The organism is Neobacillus sp. DHD-1R (assembly GCF_057747995.1).
Genome location: NZ_CM173232.1, coordinates 650,419 through 668,132 on the forward strand (window position 1 = coordinate 650,419; position 17,714 = coordinate 668,132).

Annotated in this window: 12 protein-coding genes; 9 read left to right on the forward strand and 3 right to left on the reverse strand. The window is 42.1% G+C overall.

Going from position 1 to position 17,714, the window contains the following annotated elements:
* The first annotated feature begins 72 nt into the window (after window positions 1–72).
* The 6 genes from AC3ANL_RS03130 to AC3ANL_RS03155 all read left to right on the forward strand — a co-directional run bounded on the left by AC3ANL_RS03130 (window position 73) and on the right by AC3ANL_RS03155 (window position 7,695).
* Complete coding sequence (locus AC3ANL_RS03130; RefSeq protein WP_488327808.1) at window positions 73–1,773, forward strand: L-lactate permease; 1,701 nt, start codon at window positions 73–75, stop codon at window positions 1,771–1,773.
* A gap of 118 nt (window positions 1,774–1,891) precedes the next feature.
* Window positions 1,892–3,304, forward strand: coding sequence for a glycolate oxidase subunit GlcD (gene glcD, locus AC3ANL_RS03135; RefSeq protein WP_488327809.1), 1,413 nt, complete (start codon window positions 1,892–1,894; stop codon window positions 3,302–3,304).
* Complete coding sequence (locus tag AC3ANL_RS03140) at window positions 3,301–4,629, forward strand: (Fe-S)-binding protein (protein ID WP_488327810.1); 1,329 nt, start codon at window positions 3,301–3,303, stop codon at window positions 4,627–4,629. Before glcD ends, AC3ANL_RS03140 begins: the two co-directional genes overlap by 4 nt.
* 94 nt (window positions 4,630–4,723) lie before the next feature.
* Window positions 4,724–5,872, forward strand: coding sequence for a pyridoxal-phosphate-dependent aminotransferase family protein (locus AC3ANL_RS03145; protein WP_488327811.1), 1,149 nt, complete (start codon window positions 4,724–4,726; stop codon window positions 5,870–5,872).
* 309 nt (window positions 5,873–6,181) lie between these two features.
* Entirely contained in the window at window positions 6,182–7,006 is an 825-nt protein-coding gene (locus AC3ANL_RS03150; protein ID WP_488327812.1) for an EcsC family protein, read from the forward strand.
* Between the two features lie 125 nt (window positions 7,007–7,131).
* Window positions 7,132–7,695, forward strand: a complete 564-nt coding sequence (locus AC3ANL_RS03155; RefSeq protein ID WP_488327813.1) for a transposase — start codon at window positions 7,132–7,134, stop codon at window positions 7,693–7,695.
* A gap of 181 nt (window positions 7,696–7,876) precedes the next feature.
* On the opposite strand, the gene AC3ANL_RS03160 is transcribed toward AC3ANL_RS03155, so the two are convergent.
* Window positions 7,877–10,093 (reverse strand): glycerophosphodiester phosphodiesterase family protein, encoded by a 2,217-nt coding sequence (locus AC3ANL_RS03160; RefSeq protein WP_488327814.1) that lies wholly within the window; start codon window positions 10,091–10,093, stop codon window positions 7,877–7,879.
* 427 nt (window positions 10,094–10,520) lie between these two features.
* Between AC3ANL_RS03160 and AC3ANL_RS03165 the strand changes: the two genes are divergently transcribed.
* Complete coding sequence (locus AC3ANL_RS03165) at window positions 10,521–10,940, forward strand: hypothetical protein (protein WP_488327815.1); 420 nt, start codon at window positions 10,521–10,523, stop codon at window positions 10,938–10,940.
* Window positions 10,941–10,952: 12 nt separating this feature from the next.
* On the forward strand, window positions 10,953–13,457 hold the full coding sequence (locus AC3ANL_RS03170; RefSeq protein ID WP_488327816.1) for a hypothetical protein: 2,505 nt from the start codon (window positions 10,953–10,955) through the stop codon (window positions 13,455–13,457).
* A 222-nt stretch (window positions 13,458–13,679) separates the two neighbouring features.
* On the opposite strand, the gene AC3ANL_RS03175 is transcribed toward AC3ANL_RS03170, so the two are convergent.
* Together AC3ANL_RS03175 and AC3ANL_RS03180 are read right to left on the reverse strand one after the other, a co-directional pair.
* Window positions 13,680–14,492 carry an alpha/beta fold hydrolase gene (locus tag AC3ANL_RS03175; protein ID WP_488327817.1) on the reverse strand — a complete coding sequence of 271 codons (813 nt, stop codon included), beginning with the start codon at window positions 14,490–14,492 and terminating at the stop codon, window positions 13,680–13,682.
* 273 nt (window positions 14,493–14,765) lie between these two features.
* Window positions 14,766–15,716 (reverse strand): SMP-30/gluconolactonase/LRE family protein, encoded by a 951-nt coding sequence (locus tag AC3ANL_RS03180; protein ID WP_488327818.1) that lies wholly within the window; start codon window positions 15,714–15,716, stop codon window positions 14,766–14,768.
* A 689-nt stretch (window positions 15,717–16,405) separates the two neighbouring features.
* Here AC3ANL_RS03180 and AC3ANL_RS03185 point away from each other — a divergent pair.
* Window positions 16,406–17,653 carry a cation:dicarboxylate symporter family transporter gene (locus AC3ANL_RS03185; RefSeq protein ID WP_488327819.1) on the forward strand — a complete coding sequence of 416 codons (1,248 nt, stop codon included), beginning with the start codon at window positions 16,406–16,408 and terminating at the stop codon, window positions 17,651–17,653.
* Window positions 17,654–17,714: the final 61 nt, after the last annotated feature.

The window sequence follows — 17,714 nt, forward strand, 5'->3', positions numbered from 1 at the left end:
GGAGGGGCAGGCACTGTGTATTTCGGGGAAATGTTTAAAAAAATAAGCTGTTAATCAGGGGGGATTACGCTAATGACATTTACACAAAATTTTACTGCGGTAGGAGACAGTCTCGGACTAACCGCCATTGTTGCACTAATACCCATTTTATATTTTTTCTGGGCTTTAGCGATTAAAAGAATGAAGGGGCATATAGCCGGAGTAACTACCTTAATCCTAGCAATCATTATTGCCGTTATAGCTTATAAAGTTCCAGTTGGCATGGCCGTCATGTCGGCTACTCAAGGGGCCGTTTACGGAGTATTGCCGATAGGCTGGATTATTATTGCCTCCGTATTTTTATATAAACTTACGGTAAAGTCAGGTCAATTCGATATTATTCGCCATTCTGTCTTATCGATTACAGAAGATCGCCGCTTACAAGCACTTTTGGTAGCGTTTTCCTTTGGTGCGTTCCTTGAAGGTGCAGCAGGCTTCGGAGCACCGGTGGCCATATCAGCGGCATTATTAGTGGGATTAGGCTTTAATCCGCTTTATGCGGCGGGCCTTTGCTTAATCGCCAACACGGCACCGGTTGCATTTGGTGCGATTGGTGCTCCTGTTATTGCGATGGAGGGGCCTACAGGTATACCGGCCCTTGAAATTTCAAAAATGATTGGCCGTCAGCTGCCATTCTTATCGGTGTTTATTCCCTTTTACCTTGTGTTCATTATGGCTGGTTTCAAGAAAACCATGGAAGTATTGCCGGCTATTCTCGTCTCAGGTATTTCATTTGCCGTTACCCAATTTTTATCCTCTAACTATTTAGGACCAGAATTACCGGATATTTTATCTTCACTCGTTTCATTAATTGCCTTAGCGGTGTTCTTAAATTTCTGGAAACCAAAAACGATTTTCCGTTTTTCAGCCGAACAAGAACTGGCAGCAACAGTGTCTGCACGGAAAACTCACAAAACAAACGCCGTTCATTATACGGGGGGACAAATTTTTAAAGCTTGGTCGCCATTCGTCCTGTTGACCGTCACAATCACGCTTTGGGGGATACCGGCCATTAAAATGGCGTTAGGCGGACATTATGAGGGGTCCAATGTCATCCTAAAAGCGGTCAATTCGATTGGGCATGTCTTAACCTTTATGCCTGAAGTCCCTTTAGTCTCTAACAAAGTATTGAGTAAAGCTGGTGCAGTACCAACTCCGGCTATCTACAAATTGGAGCTGCTTGCGGCTGCCGGTACAGCCATTTTAATTGCCGCTCTTATCACCAAGTATATTGTAAACATGTCCTGGAAAAATTGGGTGAGCACCTTTGGTGAAACCATAAATGAAGTAAAATTCCCACTCGTAACGATTGCTTCCGTTGTTGGTTTTGCCTATGTCATTAACCTTGCGGGAATGAGTACGACACTCGGACTGGCTTTAGCTAAGACAGGTTCACATTTGTTCCCATTCTTCTCGCCATTTCTTGGCTGGATTGGCGTGTTTGTGACAGGCTCGGATACCTCAGCCAATGTGTTATTTGCTAATTTACAAAAGGTTACGGCCGAATCGATTGGGATGAATCCAGTCCTGGCCCTTGCAGCTAACTCGTCCGGCGGGGTTACCGGGAAAATGATTTCTCCGCAATCAATTGCGGTTGCATGTGCAGCGGTTGGACTGGTTGGGAAGGAATCGGATCTGTTCCGCTTTACGTTAAAACATAGTATCTTCCTAGTCATTATTATTGGAATCATCGTTTGGTTACAAAATACGTACCTGACTTTTATGATTCCTTAAATTTGACCAAGCCTCTAAGGCTCTATCCTTTTGGGAAAGAGCCTTCCTGCTTTTGTTCGTAATCTATTAACCTTTCATCAATTTGTGTAACCATTTCATTCCAAGGGGAGGAATCCGAATGCTTCCTATCGAAGTAAAAGAAAAGCTCATTTCAATTGTCTCAAAGGAAAACTTTGAAGATGCCGCAATGGAAAGGCTCGCCTATTCCTATGATTCAACGCCGAACATGCAGTCCATGCCAGATGCGGTGCTCAGCCCCAGAAATACAAGCGAGGTTTCAGAGATTGTGAAGGTGTGCAACCACTATAAGATTCCGATTGTTCCTCGGGGCTCGGGCACCAATCTTTGCGGCGGCACATGCCCAACGGAAGGCGGAATCGTGCTTCTTTTTAAACACATGAATCAAATCTTGGAACTGGATATGGAAAATTTAACGATTACGGTGCAGCCAGGTGTTATCACGCAGGAAGTGACGACGGCCGTTGAAGCCAAGGGACTTTTTTATCCACCAGATCCGGGCTCGATGAAAATATCGACGATTGGCGGCAATATCAATGAAAATTCCGGCGGCTTGCGAGGACTTAAATATGGGGTAACAAGAGATTACGTTATCGCGCTTGAGGCCGTGATGCCTAACGGTGATATCTTCAGAACGGGCGGGAAATTAGCGAAGGACGTCGCTGGTTATGACTTAACCCGCTTACTTGTCGGTTCAGAAGGTACGCTAGGGATTGTCACAGAGGCGATCTTAAAGCTGGTTCCGATGCCCGAAGCGAAAAAAACGATGCTTGCCTTGTATCAAGATCTCGAAGCGGCGGCAAGAACCGTTTCAAAAATTATCGCCAATAAAATTATTCCGGTTACGCTTGAGTTCCTTGATCAACCAACCCTTATCGTGGTGGAGGATTATGCCAAGGCTGGGTTACCGGTTGATGCCAAAGCGGTTTTGTTAATTGAGCAGGATGGTTCACCGGAGGCAGTGGATCGTGACATTGAAAAAATCATTGAGATCTGTAAACAGGAAGGGGCCGTTTCTGTCCAGGTGGCATCATCAAATGAAGAGGCGGAAATGTTAACCCTGGCCCGGCGTACGGCACTTTCGGCGCTTGCACGTCTGAAGCCCACCACCATTCTCGAGGATGCCACCGTTCCAAGGTCAGAGGTAGCGAATATGGTTCATGCGATTAATGCCATTGCCGAGAAATACAACGTAAATATTTGCACCTTTGGCCATGCCGGCGACGGAAATCTGCATCCAACCTGCCCAACCGATTCCAGAAATCATGATGAAATGGAACGGGTCGAGAAGGCCTTCGAGGAAATTTTTGAGGCGGCTGTCAATTTGGGTGGGACGATTACGGGCGAACACGGTGTAGGAGTGATGAAGGCCCCTTACCTGGAACTGAAGCTTGGTAAAGAAGGAATTGCCGTCATGAAGGCTATTAAGCAAGCACTTGATCCTAACAACATTATGAATCCGGGAAAAGTATTTGCAAAGGATGACAGACAACGTGTGGTGGTAGGCAAATGACAACGGTGAAAGAACGAGAAATGATCCAAGAGCAGTTCAAAGAGCGATTGAATGAGGATGAGCTATTAAATTGTATGCGCTGTGGGTTTTGTTTACCTGCCTGTCCTACGTATATTGAATCTGGTTATAAGGAATCCCATTCACCACGTGGAAGAATTGCGATGATGAAGGCGGTCGTGGATGGCTTGGTGGAGCCGGACCAAGATTTTGAACGGTCCCTTGAGCTCTGTCTCGGCTGTCGAGCCTGTGAATCTGTTTGTCCATCTGGCGTTCATTACGGGCATTTGCTTGAAAATGCCCGGGATATCATCAATCAGAACAAGAAATTCTCATTTTCAACGCGGATGGTCCGAAAAACGGTATTTGAAGGGTTATTTCCTCATCAAAATCGAATGCGAAACGTAACGGGATTACTTGGATTTTACCAACGGTCCGGCATTCAAACGATCGCCAGAAAAATTGGTTTTTTGGGTATCCTGCCTGATCATTTGGCGCTGATGGAAAAAGTCCTTCCACCCGTTCCAACGATGAGGGAAATGAAAGATCGTCCCGAATATGCAGAACCGATTGGAACGAAAACACATCGAGTTGCCTTTTTTAGCGGCTGCTTAATGGATACGATTTTTTTAAAAACCAATGATGCGACGATCAAATTACTACAGCTAGCCGGCTGTGAGGTGGTCATTCCCAAGGACCAAGCGTGCTGCGGAGCCTTACATGGCCATAGTGGTGAAAAGCAAGGCGCGATGGAGTTAGCGAAACGGAATATCCAAGCATTTGAAGACCAAAACGTTGATTTTATCATTTCAAATGCCGGCGGCTGCGGCGCCTTTCTCATCGATTATGATCATCTGTTACAGGATGACCCGGTGTGGAGTGAGCGGGCAAAGAATTTTTCTAAAAAAATTAAGGACATTTCTGAAATCTTAGTCGCTGTTGATTTTCATAAAAAGGTGCCGTTAGAGCTGCCGTATCAACAGATCACCTACCAGGATTCCTGCCATCTTCGTAATGTCATGAAAACAGCGTCAGCACCAAGGACCCTGCTAAAAGCCATTAAAGGGGCAGAATATATTGAAATGAAGGATGCTGATCGGTGTTGCGGATCGGCGGGGATTTACAATATTATCGAGTCAGAGATGTCGATGAAAATGCTTGATTATAAAATGGAGCAAGCCAAACACACCCAGGCAGCCACCATCGTGACCGCCAATCCGGGCTGTTTATTGCAAATGAAGCTGGGCATTGAAAAAGATGGCCTTTCTTCGAAAATGAGAGGCGTCCATATTGTCGATTTGCTTTTGGAAGCAGTGGCTGCGAAATAGCGGTTCCCGATGATGCTGCGGATCGTTTTTTCGATTGGATCGATTAGTGAATTTAAAGCATTACCAACTTTAAAAATGTATGGAGGTATCGTTTATGTATCCGAATATCTTAAGACATCCTGGACCAACCCCTATCCCTAAAAAAGTACAGCTTGCTATGAACCAGGATATGATTAGTCATCGCACGGAAGAGTTTGTCCAGTTATACAAAGAAACCACGAATCGAGTGAAGCCGATCTTCGGAACGAAGCAGGATATTTTGCTGCTGCCATCTGGTGGTACGGCTGCATTAGAAGCGGCAGCGGTAAACACCGTTTCCCGAGGTGAAGAAGTGGTGGTCATTACGGTAGGTGCCTTTGGCGATTATTTCGTCTCGATTTGTGAGAAATATGGCTTTCATGTACATAAGCTTGAAAAGGCATGGGGCGAGGCCTGTACCGAGGAGGATTTGAGTGAGTTTCTTAAACCCTTATCGAATATAAAGGCTGTTTTTGCCACTTACAATGAAACGTCGACAGGAATCTTAAACCCGATTGAAAAATTAGCCAAGGTGGTTCATGCCCATTCAGATGCGCTCTTTATTGTCGACGGGGTGAGCTGTATCGGCGGAGCTCCTGCTGAGATGGATCAATGGGGAATTGATATTTTAGTAACAGGGTCACAAAAAGCGATGATGCTGCCGCCAGGATTAGCCTTTTTAAGCATGAGTGATCGAGCTTGGAAGGTCATCGAGGAAAATCAATCTTCTTCTTATTATTTAAATTTGTTAAGCTATCGCAATTGGGCAGAAAAGGGGATGACCCCAAACACCCCTGCCATTTCACTGATTATGGGACTTTCCGCTGTGTGTGATTTGATTGAGGAGGAAGGCGGTTTTGCGCAAACCGTCACCAGACACGAATTAATGAAAAATATGGTTCGTGAAGCGATGAAGGCCCTTTCCATCGGCTTGTTGACAAGTGATGAATATGCTTCTCCAACCATAACAGCTATTTATGCGCCAGAGGGAATTGAGGCTGCTGCCTTTATCGGGCATTTAAAGAAAAAATACCATCTTGACTTTGCCGGCGGGCTCGGATCCTTGCAAGGGAAAATTTTCAGATTCGGCCACATGGGCTATTGCTTCCCAAGCGACATCCTCCAAGCCGTATCCCTAATCGAAGCAGCCTTACAAGACTTCTCCTACTCCTTCCAACCAGGGGCAGGCGTATTAGCTGCACAAAAGGTTTTCTTAAAACAGTAAAAAAGGGGTCAGACCCCCACTCTGCTAAAGTGTAACGCGGTGAAGTATAAAGATTAGCGAAGAGCTTGGTCTCTTCGCTTTTTTGTGTGCTATTTTCCAGCAGACTGTTTTTGTTTTCTTGGCCGCATGTTTCCAGCAATTAGACGTTTGATTAGTACATAAGTGGGGGAAATTACTAGAATAATGGAAGTTCAAGTTGTTAAACGCGTTGACACAGCGTTCATATAAACGCCTTATCCTGAAACTATTCTATGTATTATTCGTATTACTAATAATAGAAAATAAGCGAACGAAGGTGGCTAAACATATATGGAAACAAGAGAGGAATTATTGGAAGAGCTGTCTGTGATTGAGAAGTGGGAAAAAAGCCAGAGTGATTTGTGGATTTGGGACCGCTTAGGGCGGCTGCCATTTAAGATTCTCGATAAAATAACACCCCAATTTATTCACAACAAAGTGGGCAAGCTCTTAGACGAAATCGGTTCATATATTCAACATGGCGGCAGCTATTTAACAAAGGAACAACATATCTTTAAGCTGATTGAAAAAGAGACGGGGAAGACGATAAACCAGGTATCAGATATCAAGGATCTTCCACTCACTACCATGAATAAGATAAGCCGCGAACTGAGCGGAAAACGGAAAAGGTTTGCGACCTTCCAAGGAGCCAGCACCGGAATCGGTGGAATTTTTACTCTTGTGATCGATATTCCGGCGTTAATGGGCATCTCCTTGAAAACCCTGCAGGAAATTGCCATCCTCCATGGTTACGATCCAAATGAGAAAAGTGAACGCATTTTTATTATAAAATGTCTGCAATTTTCATCCGCTGATATTGTCGGCAAACGGGCCATTTTGAAGGATCTTGCCAGCTATGCTCAACAAGAGGGCAGGTCTGGTGAAATGATGTCGCAGCTGCAGGGCTGGCGCGAGGTGGTTTATACCTACAGAGACCAGTTTGGCTGGAAAAAACTCTTTCAAATGGTCCCCGTCGCGGGGATGATCTTCGGAGCATTCACAAATCGGTCGATGATTAACGACCTTACTGAGACCGGGATGATGCTTTATCGGAAGAGAAGGATTTTGGAAAGGTTGGGGTCAGATCCCCACCATGTTAAAGCGGTAAAGCAGTGAGGAGCGTCTTTCTGCTTTTTTCTTTTTTTAGGTTGAAATTTTTATCGAATTTGGGAGGAAATTGGAGGTGGATGTTGAATAATATTATGGAGAAAATTTAGTAGATTGAGAGGTGCTATGTCCCGTTGTCGAGAAAACCACGTGTTTGGTTTCCAGGTGCCATGTATCATATTACGAGCCGAGGAAATCGAAAAGCCATTATTTTTTATGATGACGCTGATTTGTTAGCTTACTTAGATCTCTTAGAAGAAACGCGTCGTAAATTTCCTTTTCATCTCCACGCCTATTGCCTCATGACCAATCACGTTCATCTCCAAATCGAAACCATTCAACACCACCCACAAGATATCATGAAAATGCTTAATTCCCGCTATGCCATGTATTTAAATAAACGTCATGATCTAGTTGGCCACGTTTTCCAAGGTCGATATGGTTCAGACATAATTGATACCGCTGCTTATCTGTTAGATGTTAGCAGGTATATTCATTTGAATCCGGTAGCGGCTGAAATGGTGCAGTCCCCGCAAGATTATCCATGGAGCAGCTATACAGCTTATGTATCGGATACCGAGAATCCTCATATTACCACCACAAGTATCTTATCCACTTTTCCAGAGCCGCAGAAGGAACACTATCGTTTTTTTGTGGAAGGGCCGGTTGTTTTACCAACACTTAATACATTAACATAGACACTAAAACGCGTAAAAAAAATCCGCCGCTTTTTTGTGATGGTTACAAGCATGCAAGCGGCGGATGTTTAAATTAAATTACCGTTCACTAGTTTCCTAGAGTCACTTCTAGATTTGTGAACTTACTTTTCCATTTAGATTTTTTTAAAACTGGGAGAATGGTCTTGGCGTATTCAGTTCATTAATCTTCCAGTTGGAATGAATGGCTGAAATGAGTTTTTCCGTTTTCATCCTGGATTTCTACTGTAGCTTGCTTCGTTGCGGGATCTACCTTGAACACACCGAAGTTGTTGAAATTTCCTTCTGCATATAATCTTTCAGGGCCGAAGGTTGGATCCAATGTACCAGGGTTAATTTTTACAGCGCCAATCGGACCGCTGATCAGCTCGTTATAATCCGTTTTTCCGTCTTGATTAGCATCATATTTGATAACTTCAGCAAAATGCACATCGGTAGTAACGAAAAACACGTTTTTGATTCCTTTTTCAACGATAAAATCTGAGATTTTTTTGAACTCGTTCTCATACCCAGTCATATCATTTGGATTAACCTGATTGCCATTCGCCCAGCCGTCTCTTGCAGCCGCTTTTCCAGTTGGAACAGAGATTGGCACGGAAGTCGCTACAAGTTTCACTTTTGCATCCGACTCTAGAAGCTGCTGCTCCAGCCATTTTAGCTGTTCATCACCAAGCATGGTTTTATCCGCTCCATCCGCCTGGGTGTTAGGTGAGCGATACCCTCGGTTGTTAAGGATGATCATATCCATGGTATTACCCCAAGAATATTTATGATAAAGCTTATCCGCTGAACTGCGCTCACTTGAAATTGGCCAATAGTCCTTAAATGCTGCTAACCCGGTTGGTGTCAACTCCTGAGACGGACCTGAAAAGTCATTGATTACTTCGTGGTCATCCCAAATAGAAAAGGTCCCTGTCTTCTGCAAAAGGCTGCGCAAGCCTGCATCCGTACGGTTTTCTTTATATTTTGCCCAGAAATCCTCAACCTTTTTTGAAGGAGGATTCGGTACTGCCGGGGTAGCATTATCCGCATAAATGGTGTCCCCGCTAAACAGGAAGAAGTCTGGATTTAGCGCTGCCATCGCTTTAAACGATTTAAATGGCGGAATTTCGCCTTGGCCGCCCGTATCTCCGCCCCAAACCATTGTCATTGGCTTTAAGCTGTTTTCCTCCGGTGCGGTTTTAAATGAACCATTCACCGTATATTGACTGGAAACAGCATGTGCCCGGTAATAATAGGTAGTATCCGCCTTTAATCCGTTGACCTCTACGTTTACTGTATAATCATGTTCTTTATCGGCAGGGCTCGTTTTAACGATTGTACCGTGTTTAAAGTTGCTGTCAGTGGAGATTTCAAATTGAACGTTGGTGTCTCCATTTGTCCGGGCCCATAAAATGGCTGAAGAATCTGTTATATCCCCGCTGGCCACTCCATGTGAAATAAACGGCTTGTCTAGTAAATCCACAAGCTGGTCCGTATTGTTTGTGAACTCACCGTCCACACCTAGGGAAAGTAAAGATACCATATCGTCTTGAGAATTAACGGTCCAAGGGTGAACTAATAGCTCATTTTTATGAGCGGCTTCCATTAGCTTGGGAACAACAAGCTCTTTACTAGGTCCAACTCCCGCAGCATAATCAGAGATTCGTGTCATTTCCTGATAAACATCCTTGCCTGCCAGCATACTTCCTGTATATAGTTGAATCAGCTTTACATTAGGGGCAAGTGTTTTTAATTTGCGAAGGCTTTCCTCGCTAAATGATTCGAGAAAAAGCTTTTCGTTATCAAGGACATCGGTTTTTTTCAAGATATCGATTACTTTCTCTTCCATTCCCGGATAAACGTTCGGTGCTTTTGTTTCCATATAAAGACCAACTTTGCCATTTCCATGTTGTTTGACAAATTCAATTGCTTCCTCGAGGGTTGGGACATGCTGTCCAATGTAAGCCGTTTTGGCCTTGTCGGGATATGCGTTGTTAAACCATGAACCTGCATCCAGGCGTTTGATTTCTTCGAGCGTAAAATCTTTAACCCGCCATGGTGCCCGGTTTGGATAAAGTTCCTTCACATTCGTGGTTCTCGCCAGCGTTTCATCATGCAGGGCGATCAATTGACCATCCTTTGTCATTTGTAAATCGAATTCCACATAATCTGCCTTCATGGTCATGGCCTGTTTATAGGCTGCCAGTGTATGTTCCGGACCGTAGGCAGAAGCACCGCGGTGGGCAATAACGGCTACATCAGAGGTAATTGGACGTAAAGTAGATTGTCCATTGTCAGTAGCTGCGATTTGAATGGGGTGGGCTAAAACGGCCAAAGGGGCTCCTGAAGTCACCGCAAGAGACAGAGTAGTTAATCCAGCAATCAAACTCTTTTTCATGCTCAATTCATCTCCTATAAGATTATGTATTCCATATTTAAAACTATAGGAGATTTGTAAAGTCGCTATTAATAGAATATGAATATTCTGTAAAACGAACGAAAACACGACCTTTTCCTTAGAGGGAAATAGGTGAAATAGAACTAGTTTCATGATAAAGTACCTATATTAATCATCAAAAATGCAAAGAAGATGAATTTCATAAATGTATGGTTTGAGAAATTCAGTATGATTTAAAAGAGATTTTGTTGTTAGATTTGGGAGGGAAGTAAAGAGGGGTAGGCACTATCTACGGTAATAGTATTTTTTGAAATTAAACAATTTTCTTGAAAGTAATATTAACATAATTTTAAAGGGTGATATAATAAATTTCGGACATAGCATGTAATCTTTTATTTATGAGATTTAATAGATTGGAGATAGAAGCATGGATAATATAAGAGACCTATTATTTAATCAAGACACACTCGATTTATTATTAAACAAATGGGGAGCTGCTGATCATTCATTTATGATTCCTTGGAGCAATGGTTTTGCCCTAACCGATCAAGTGGGCAATATAACCAACTATTTGAATATCGATTCGAATGGCCAACTTCTTTTTCAAAATCAAGATTTTTCAACCGTTGGTTCTGTTTCGTCAGTGTCCGATTTTCAATATCAAATCTATGATCACCACGATTTGCTTGGCAATTTATTTACAAGCCCAGAGGTATTTACCGGTGTTTCTGGGTTTTTCGATATGGCCCATCATGGGTCCTCGGATCTATTAAGCAATGTCTTGGATATAGATGTTGATTCTGTCGATACGTTATTAAACATTCACGATATAATAGATTTCTTCTAAGAGGGTGATAGCATGATGACTAAAACAATGCCAAACATAGAACAACTATTAAATGAAAGCGGATATGATCTCTATTTTAAAAACCTTGATATGGAAGCTGAAATACTAGAAAGTTTCTCAGGGCTTGCTTCCAGTCCTTTTTTATCACGTTTCTCTGTATCTGCTAGCTCGATCGAACCATTCAATCATTACTTAGATTCTGTGGTGAGTACAGCTGAGTTTTTAGAAAAAATATCGAACCAAGAGGTGAGGGATTCTACCTTTTCGGATGTCATTAAGAGTTTAGATGTATCGAAATCATTGAAATATATGTTTGGTGAAGGCTTGGACAAGGATGCAGCTGCGATTGAAGAAGAGTACGATAACATGTTGACCTTAATGGAAGAGGCTTTTCCGTCTATTTCATTTAGAAAAAGATATCCCTTTACAGACGATATGAGGAAGTTTTGTAAAATCTATTTGGCTCATGCTCTTAAGCCGTTTGCGAACAAGATGACCGACCATCAGAAACAATTAAAGAAAACCTTTGAATTGTTCAAGACCTATATGAGGGAAAAAAAAGACCTTCAATCTACATATTTTATCTCAAAACTTGCCGGCAGTTTCCTAGGAGGAATCGCTGGTTCAATGGCTGTGACCGCTCTTTTCTCACATCTGAACTCCAAAGGTGAGCGGCAGTTTAGCCAGGAATTATCCACCTCTCACCAAACCTGGTATGGTATCCAAACCGCAAACTTAATTGATTCGTGTACATCGAATTATCGACCGCGCTTGCATCATCTTTATTTATCGTTGGTCGGGGGATTATTACTCAAAATAAATAAGGATTTATATGCGTTAGGTTTTGAAATCAATGAATTTGCTTTTACAGGTGACCGAATAAAGGTGGAGCTTCATGCTGACGGGGAACAAGCATTTAAGCAGCGACTCAATCATTTGCTAGAGTCTTGTGGCGATCTAGCGGAAGTAGTTACTACCATTGATACCTTTTCAACCTATCCTTCCTTACTAAGTTTGGTTGACGGAGAGAATAACTTATATATTGAAAGAGTAATAGTGCTTTATCTGCATTTGCAGGCTAAATTATTAATTGAAACCGGGTCTTATTATAGTGGAATGGAAGAGCTGCCTTCGTTTCATTGGACAAAAGAACGAATCAATTCAGCCTTTTCTTTTCTTTTAGACGACAACTATAAGGAAATTCTTGATACGATTGGGAATGCATTTTTTGACTTTCCAGACAGCATGCAGGAAATCTTCTTAACTCTAGTAGACAAATATCAGCTGTATACGTGGGAAAATCGATCAAGAACAAGAAAGATGTTGTCCGATGATGAACTGTCTAGTTTATATCTCATTACCTCTTTGGCGGTACAAGAGAAAGTACCTGATTTCTCTATTGAGAATATACATGAATATAAAGAAAAAATCTTACTTCCGTTTGTGAAGACATTAGATAATGCAAGGGTTGTTGGGGAATTGGCGGAAAGGTGGTTACCTTCGGCGCCGCGTAAAGGCGGGTTTTTCTCCAAAATAGTTGATAAAATTGGTGGAGAAAGCAAACTTGAAAAGGCAATCCAAGATTTAGACTACATTGCAGTCGAGAAGCTTTTCAAAGAGGGTACCAAGGTCAAGTCCCTTACGATTACGACCGAGATGGTTCAACTGCAGCACCGGCCATTCCTTGATTTGTTAGCTAGCTTCTTGGAAAAAGTGGAAATAAGAATCGACCAGGAAATTCTTTTAGAGGTTATTAAAAATGATGATCCGGATGCTATGTTTGCACTTCTTCAATTAGGCCTAGATCCGTTTACCCCATTGGAGAATACGTATGTATTGGCAAGAGCCACTTCTCAGGGGAGTTTTTTAATGGCCGACACTCTTTATCATTACTGCCAAAACTCGATCCAACAGTATCAAGAATCCGTAAAAAAACTGCCAGAGGGACAATTGTCGCCTTATTACTTTTTGTATCTTGCAGGGAAGACGTATTGGCCTGAGAAGTATCCTGAATTAATTCAGTCTATTCCTGTTGAGACAAGAGAAAAGGAAGTAGCGATGGCGGTTTCCAGTTTGTCGAGTATGCTGCTGTGGAAGATGTTTGAGGCCGGTTATGATCCTAAATTTGTTTCTTATGCGGCTTACGGAGAGCAATCCTTTTTTAAAAACCTCTGTTCTACAAACCATTATTATGTGCTTAATCGGATTCATGAATTTGATCCAACTTTATTAAAGACCAAGGTTCAGGGAATCACTATGATACGAGAAATTTGGGAGCTTGGCCACATGGATATGGCCGAACATTTCCATGGTGTGTTTGAGATTCATGATGTCGGTCAAGTCACCTATGATGATGTAGAAAAGGCTGCAGTGTCTGAATTAAACGAAAACTATCTCATTCTCCTTAACAAACATATCGAAGGAGTAGACGATGTTTTAAAAGAAATTCAGCAAAAAGCAAGCGAGTACGGTCAATGGGTCATTGTAGACTTGATTAAAAAAGTATTCAGTGCTTAAGGACATGGCTTCGGTGCCTAGCACCACCAGATTGCATCTATCGACATTTTTCTTTCCTGTTTAGTAAGGGAAATCCTTGTGTATCAGTACTAGCCGTTTTAATTAAACGTTTGAATAGTATAGCACATAGGGAATTTTGTCTAAGAATGTCAGTTCGAAGAGAAATAATGAATAAACCACCCTGCTCTCGAAAGGGTGGTTTTTATAGTTGAGAGGTCTTTTTCATCCTATAAATTGGGCTAATTCTCGATTCAGTTTATCGTGTTCTTCCCAGAACAATGCGTGACCGCTGTTTTCAAATGGGACAAGCTTGGCATTTTTGATTCCTTGCCTTTGAGCTTCGGCCAAGGGGAAGCGGCAAACTTGATCATGAACGCCGTGAAGAATGAGAGTAGGAACGTGAATTTTTGCCAGGTCTTGAAAGAGGCTCTCCTCGCCTAACCAAGTGGCCGCAATGGCGGCGGTCGACCAACTGGCTGCTTGCAGACCTAATTGGAGAAACCAATCTGAGAAAGGCTCGGTTACATGCTGAAAGAAAAATAGGTTGCCAAATCCCCGCAGCATGTCAGGGCGGTCCTTATATGTTCCTTGAATGATGTTTGTGACATCTTCTTTTTTCAGCCCATAAGGGAAATAGGGGCGTTGGATTACGCTTGGAGCTGCAGCGGCAAGCAGGGCAAGCTTGGAAACCCCATAGCCATTGTGGCGGGCCATATATCGGATGGCGATTGCACCTCCCGTGGAGTGCCCGGCCAGTGTAATGTTTTGTAATTGGAGTGCGTCTATAACAGCTCGAACATCATCTGCCAAGCGATCATAGTCATATCCTCTCCAAGGTTTATCTGAATTCCCAAAACCGCGTTGGTCCATGCCGATACACCGATAGCCCATTTGGGGCAGGTGGTTAAACTGATATTCAAACATCTTATGATTTGCCGGCCAGCCATGAAGAAACAAGACAGCCTTCTCGCTCCCCGGATTAAGGTCTTCAACATAAATAGCCACGTTCGATTCCACTCGAATATAGTAACCCATACTAATACCCCCAAGTCGAGTATTCCTTTTAGACTATATTCGTGTGAGGAGGAGAAATGAACATAATTTTTTTTGGGGGTCAGACCCCCGGCGCTTTAAAGCGGTAAAATTCAAGTTACCAGTTATTATTTCTAACATCGGATATTCTTGAATATCCATCTGTAATAATGGTAAACAGGAATTTAAATAAAAAAGGGGCTGCCGCAATCACAGCCCTTCAAAAACCGAGAGATTTATAAAGAATCTTCCAAAGGTCTACTGTAACCAGATAGGTTACAAACCTTCTTTTTTAACCTTTATACGCCAGACTACATTTTTCGATGATTCTGTTACATAGAGGTAGCCATCATGAAAAGTTAGGTTGGTGGTAAATGTTCCTGCATCTTTCGGCAAACGAATCGTACCATAGTGAAATCCACTAGCATCGAGAACGGCAATTTCACCCGCTTGGAAATGTGCAACATAAAGATTGCCCTCCGAATCGACGGTAAGACCATCTGGACCTATTCCGCCTTCAAACTGACCGAAGACAAATGATACTTCGCGTTGGTCCTTCGCATGCTTTGATGGGACAGAGATAATTCGATTGGTGGCAAACTCAGAGATATATACACGTTGGCCATCCGCTGAGACGGCCACACCATTAGGATATGCAATATTTTCTTGAAAAAGCTGCAATTCAGAACCATCTGGCGGCAGATAGAAGACTCGGCCAATTGGCTTTGTAGCACTTGATCCCGCCGGTTCGGTAAAGTAAAGTCCGCCGAATTCATCAAATACCAGGTCATTCAGTCCTTTTAAAGGCAAGCCTTTATAAGAATTAACAATCGTGGTCCGTTGTCCTGTAGCGGTGTTGTAAGCATAAAGTTCGCCTGTCCCATCAGTGATAAAGAGTCGCCCATCTTTATGAAACTTTGCACCAACAGGGACCTTATAGGGATCACCCACAATTTTTACCTTATCATTCTCAACCTTCATGATTTCTCCGGTGGCTGGACTGACCATCCATATTTGGCCTTTGTTATCAAAATTTATCCCTTCCATGAATCCACTGCCGGTGACTACCTTTTCCCATACACTATCAGGCGAGACAATTTCTGAAATAGAATGTCTTTCCTTCGTTGGAACCGGTTTTGTTTCGTATAATGATTTTGCATCTGCCATTGTTACGGTTACAAGGGTTAGTAAAATTAATACTGACACTGTCAATGCCCTTTTTCTCATTATTGGTGAACTCCTCCTTTTTTAACATTTTATTAATCTCTCGGATTTCATACAGTCTGATAAAACGTCCTGGTGACCTTGCTGTTCTTACTTATTGTGAAACAACAAATCGCAATTGAAAGCGTTTGTAATCCTAATTTTGCATGGTATAAAGGATATAAACAACACCAAAAAATATCTGAATTTCAACTAATTTCAGTGGTTTTTTCAGCTATTTGGAAAATGGTTTATCTGTTAATCTAAAAGTTTAGGGGGTCAGACCCCCGGTGCTTTAAAGCGGTAAAATACTAAGTTTTTTTCTTCAATATTTCCTTTTTCGCTATAGGTTTTATTGTCATCATTTTGGGCAATATAGGTTAGGGGAAGTTATCTTGTCCATTTATTATGAAAGTAAAATGTCCCAAGTCCCAAGTCCTAACCTCACTCCCCTAACCCCACCCAAGCTGTTATTAAAAATACTCGAATTATAATAATCTTAGAAAACTATTTGTCACTTTAATTTATAGGTTTTTTATACTACTACAATAGTAACAATAGGGGAAACTAGGTTTGTTTTTGGGGCAAATGCCAGTATTTTCAGTATTGCCTTTGTCGAAAATTATATCTAGAATAATATAGTAGTATCATGTTATGATAGGAATTAACTATTTTTCACATAAAAAATTTTATATACAAGAAGGAGATGACTTATGAAAAAGATTAGTTTGGCATGGCAAATTTTCATTGGACTGGCCCTAGGGATTATAGTGGGGGCTATTTTTTACGGAAACCCGCATGTTGCTGATATCCTACAGCCATTTGGGGATATTTTTATCCGCTTGATAAAAATGATTGTGGTTCCAATTGTGGTTTCTAGTATTATTGTCGGAGTAGCTGGCACTGGAGATATGAAATCGCTCGGGAAGCTTGGCGGCAAAACGCTTCTGTATTTTGAAATTATTACCACTATCGCTATCTTAGTTGGATTATTAGCAGGTAATATTTTCCATCCGGGTACAGGAGTCGATCGTTCGCAATTAACCAAAACCGATATTAATTCCTATGTGGAGACTGCTAAAACAACAGAAACCCACTCCATGGTCGATACGTTTGTTAATATTGTCCCAACTAATATTATTCAGTCATTAGCTAATGGTGATATGTTAGCCATTATTTTCTTCTCGGTCATGTTTGGTCTTGGTATTGCAGCGATTGGGGAAAAAGGAACACCGCTTATCAACTTCTTTAAAGGTACGGCAGATGCGATGTTTTATGTTACCAATCAAATCATGAAGTTTGCACCAATTGGCGTGTTTGCGTTAATCGGTGTGACCGTTTCTAAATTCGGCTTAACTTCGCTGATTCCATTAGGGAAATTGGTCATTGTTGTGTATGGCACCATGATTTTCTTTATTTTGGTTGTCCTTGGTATAACTGCCAAATTAGTTGGCTTTAATATATTCAAGCTTATAGCGTATTTAAAGGACGAATTATTGCTTGGTTATTCGACTGCAAGTTCGGAAACCGTTCTTCCGAAAATCATGGAAAAAATGGAGAAGATTGGCTGTCCAAAGGCGATTACGTCCTTTGTAATCCCAACTGGATATTCCTTTAATCTAGATGGGTCAACACTTTATCAAGCCATTGCGGCGCTGTTCATTGCACAAATGTATGGCATTGAGTTGAGTATCATGCATCAAATCACGTTAGTGCTTGTCTTGATGGTTACTTCCAAAGGTATTGCCGGTGTTCCAGGTGTTTCATTCGTTGTTCTTCTTGCAACGTTAGGAAGTGTCGGAATCCCTGTCGAAGGACTAGCCTTCATTGCCGGAATCGACCGAATCCTCGATATGGCTCGTACATGTGTCAATATCGTAGGTAACTCCTTGGCAGCCATCGTCATCTCAAGATGGGAAGGGCATAAAGTAGTTGTTGATGAGGAAAAGTTAGCCGCATAAAAGAAGGGGTCAGTCCCCCGCTGCTTTAAAGCAGCGGGGGACTGACCCTTATTATGTTTAT

Excerpts from the sequence above, each read along its gene's own strand:
- AC3ANL_RS03140 (WP_488327810.1), top strand. The coding sequence starts at position 3,301 with ATGACAACGGTGAAAGAACGAGAAATGATCCAAGAGCAGTTCAAAGAG.
- glcD (WP_488327809.1), top strand. The coding sequence starts at position 1,892 with ATGCTTCCTATCGAAGTAAAAGAAAAGCTCATTTCAATTGTCTCAAAG.
- AC3ANL_RS03150 (WP_488327812.1), top strand. The coding sequence starts at position 6,182 with ATGGAAACAAGAGAGGAATTATTGGAAGAGCTGTCTGTGATTGAGAAG.
- AC3ANL_RS03175 (WP_488327817.1), bottom strand. The coding sequence starts at position 14,492 with ATGGGTTACTATATTCGAGTGGAATCGAACGTGGCTATTTATGTTGAA.
- AC3ANL_RS03165 (WP_488327815.1), top strand. The coding sequence starts at position 10,521 with ATGGATAATATAAGAGACCTATTATTTAATCAAGACACACTCGATTTA.
- AC3ANL_RS03185 (WP_488327819.1), top strand. The coding sequence starts at position 16,406 with ATGAAAAAGATTAGTTTGGCATGGCAAATTTTCATTGGACTGGCCCTA.
- AC3ANL_RS03145 (WP_488327811.1), top strand. The coding sequence starts at position 4,724 with ATGTATCCGAATATCTTAAGACATCCTGGACCAACCCCTATCCCTAAA.
- AC3ANL_RS03130 (WP_488327808.1), top strand. The coding sequence starts at position 73 with ATGACATTTACACAAAATTTTACTGCGGTAGGAGACAGTCTCGGACTA.
- AC3ANL_RS03170 (WP_488327816.1), top strand. The coding sequence starts at position 10,953 with ATGATGACTAAAACAATGCCAAACATAGAACAACTATTAAATGAAAGC.
- AC3ANL_RS03180 (WP_488327818.1), bottom strand. The coding sequence starts at position 15,716 with ATGAGAAAAAGGGCATTGACAGTGTCAGTATTAATTTTACTAACCCTT.
- AC3ANL_RS03160 (WP_488327814.1), bottom strand. The coding sequence starts at position 10,093 with ATGAAAAAGAGTTTGATTGCTGGATTAACTACTCTGTCTCTTGCGGTG.